This window comes from Microcoleus sp. B3-A4, assembly GCF_036705385.1.
In the GTDB taxonomy this organism is placed as follows: Bacteria; Cyanobacteriota; Cyanobacteriia; order Cyanobacteriales; family Microcoleaceae; genus Microcoleus.
This window is the reverse complement of record NZ_JAUBUI010000183.1, coordinates 1-2,765: the sequence shown is the minus strand read 5'-3', so window position 1 is coordinate 2,765 and position 2,765 is coordinate 1. Positions and strand designations below refer to the sequence as shown.

The 2,765-nt window shown below is 46.7% G+C and carries 2 protein-coding genes; both read right to left on the bottom strand.

The genetic code is table 11. The features are described from left to right. The coding region (locus tag QUB33_RS29100; protein ID WP_333358032.1) for a CHC2 zinc finger domain-containing protein at window positions 1–1,243 on the bottom strand (1,243 nt) is incomplete at its 3' end. Between the two features lie 825 nt (window positions 1,244–2,068). Further along, complete coding sequence (locus tag QUB33_RS29095) at window positions 2,069–2,626, bottom strand: hypothetical protein (RefSeq protein ID WP_333358029.1); 558 nt, start codon at window positions 2,624–2,626, stop codon at window positions 2,069–2,071. Window positions 2,627–2,765: the final 139 nt, after the last annotated feature.

Genomic DNA, 2,765 nt, shown 5'->3' with positions numbered 1-2,765 from the left:
AAACTTGAAAAAATGGTTTGTTGAAATCTTTTGTAACTCTGGTTGATTTTGGATCATTTATTTCTTGCAACACTCTTATGGGATGTTGGATTTTAGATTCTGGATTCTGCTGAAATTTGCGATCGGGCATCCTCACGCCAACACGATCCGCGAGTTCCATCACCACACCATAAAAATCTTTCCCGGTCGGGCTACCAGTGCCACCATTTAGTTGGTAAAGAAACTGCACAGGCCCGCCGCCAGTACCGCACCCGAAACAGTGAAAAGTTTTTTCAGACGGAGTGACGCTAAAGCTCGCTGTTTTTTCGGCGTGGAATGGACACAGAGCTTTTAAGTTTTTACCCGCAGATTTTAGTTTTAGATAGCTGCCGTAAAATTCCTCAGCGTCTAGACGCGGCAAGATTTCATTCTCGTAGATGTCAACCAAACTTTTACGATCCGCATCTATGTATGTTGGATTTTCGGGTTTTGGTTTGTGGGGGATTTCGATCTCCAATACTTCCCGCATCAGATCCAAAATAAAGTCGGGGCATTTTGCTACCTCGCCGTTATTTTCCCAGCGGTAAGGCTTGCCAGTGTCCGGGTGGATGCTGGGAGGCAGGGTGCTGCACTCATTCCAGCGCAGTTCTAATTTTTGGCAAAGCTCGCCACCGCTGCAACCGTAAATCTCAACTAACTTTTTAGCGATCGCCGGGGGAATCGGTGAAGTTGTGCCAGACTCCCACTGCTCAATATTTTCGACTGTAGTTTCGACAGCTTCTGTGATCGCTTCCAAACTCAAACCCAATTCGAGGCGAGGGGCAGGATCGAGAATAAAATACTTAACCGCTGCTAGGTTTTCCCACTTTTCCGGCGACACTGACAGCAAAATCTGAAAGTGTCCTGGTTTGCCCGAAGTCCAATGTTTTGTCATTGGCGGTATACGATCGCCTGATAGCTCAAGATATTTTTTCCAGGCTAGTGGCCCGTCAAAGTCCACGGCCATGATTCCATGACTCAGCGGGCCGGTAACGATACTCACCCCAGTCCACAAGGTTTTTTTGCCTTCGTGGTTAGTTTGTGAGCGGATTGCTTGGATCAGTGCGGCGCGATCAAGTTTGGCTTTATTCCAGTTTGGCCACAAATTCTTTTTCCCTACACAGGGAGCTAGTGCCCATTCTTGTGGAAATTTAGAAATTGCATTGATCAATGCAGCAGAGCCGCTTGAAACTTTGCCGCTAATCGAAGTAGAATCGTTGTACATGAAATTTAGCTCGCCCACAGCGAGACTGAATGTGGATATCCTCAAAACCGTTGCACTATCGGGCTTCAATCGAAAAGCAGCGGTTTTTTGGTGTTTAATTTTTGGAAAACTTAGAGCATAGGAGAAGCCGCCCCGCTAGTTGACTAGGGGTGCGGTAACACTGTCAGTAAGACTGACACCGATTAAGCCATTGCAGAATTTAGCGCGCAAAAGTGAGTGTTTTAGGTCTATCCCACTGTCTACAGGCTTTTTTCTGTAGACCTCGACCTTCACTTGCGTTAGATAGTCAAGAACAATCGTCCACACCCTCCAAGGGTTGTAGTAATAGTGCTTGAGAAATGACCGTCGAGATTCTCGTTCTTCTCGGCGGGCCTCTATCTTTTCGCGTGGTGTTAGGGGTCGATTGTCCATGTCCAATATTCTAGGCGATGGATGGGATTGAGAGCACGGATTTTAATTGAACTGTTTGTGCCTGAAACCTAATAGGATTCAGTTTTTGTTATTCACGAAAGAATGCGGGTTCTGGGAGATTTTTATTAGAACGCATTGTGCAGGAAACCTAATGGGTTTCGATTTTCCTTGTACCGCCAAATATAGAGAAAGCTGGGGTGCTAGCACATCCCCGCAACCAATTCAAGAGGCATAGTTGCCATAAAATCTAGAACGCGCTCTGTGCATGGTTTTTGGCGTATATAGAAACTCGCTACCTATAGGTAGTAGCCTCTATTCCTCACTACTTATTTTTGTCGTCTCTTTGTGCTAGCACTCGCTAATTTTTGCTTGTACGCGCTAAGCTTAAAAGGTCGCGGGCTTTCACCACGCGCTCTAACTTTCTTGAACATTCCCAAACTGATCAAGCAGCGCTTGTAATTTTGCTTTGCCCTCTGCGAACTTCCTCCCCTTCATTTTGAGAATATTTTCGATAATCCAAGTCGCGGTTTTGTCCTGAACTTGCGCCGCTTCCACTTTCCACCAAAGCTCTAAATCACTAGCATCTTTTTCGGAAGTGGTAGCGGAAACTTCCGGCTGTAAGTCGTTGCTGTACAAGGCTTCCAGTGCTTTCCGTTTGGCTTCCACTTCCTCCGGACTTACAAGAATAGCTTCCGCTTCCTTCCGTCGCTGTTGCTCGGCTACGTAAATTGAAGTGCTAAGCTCATCAGCCACATCAGCATCAATAGCCCGTTCTTTCATCGCCTCAAAATCCGCCTCTTTAGCGACCTTAAGGGCGCATCGGCGACCTTCAAAGCAACAAGCGAAACCAGATACCAGGGCGATGCCTTGCATGAAATTATGCAGGGGAATCTTGCGGGAAAAAATGAATGGCGGAGCTAGCCAGAGAGTAAGCCCTGACAGGGATAAAGCCGACACTTTTAAGAGCGACACAACATCACCCCCGCCCCGACTAAAGCTGCAATTGTGCTAGCGATTAGCCTGAATCTAAATTGACTGTAGTTTAGACTAACCAAAGATGAGAACGGTGACAAAAGTAGAACTTGAGCCACCGCGCTGGGAGAGAATGAGG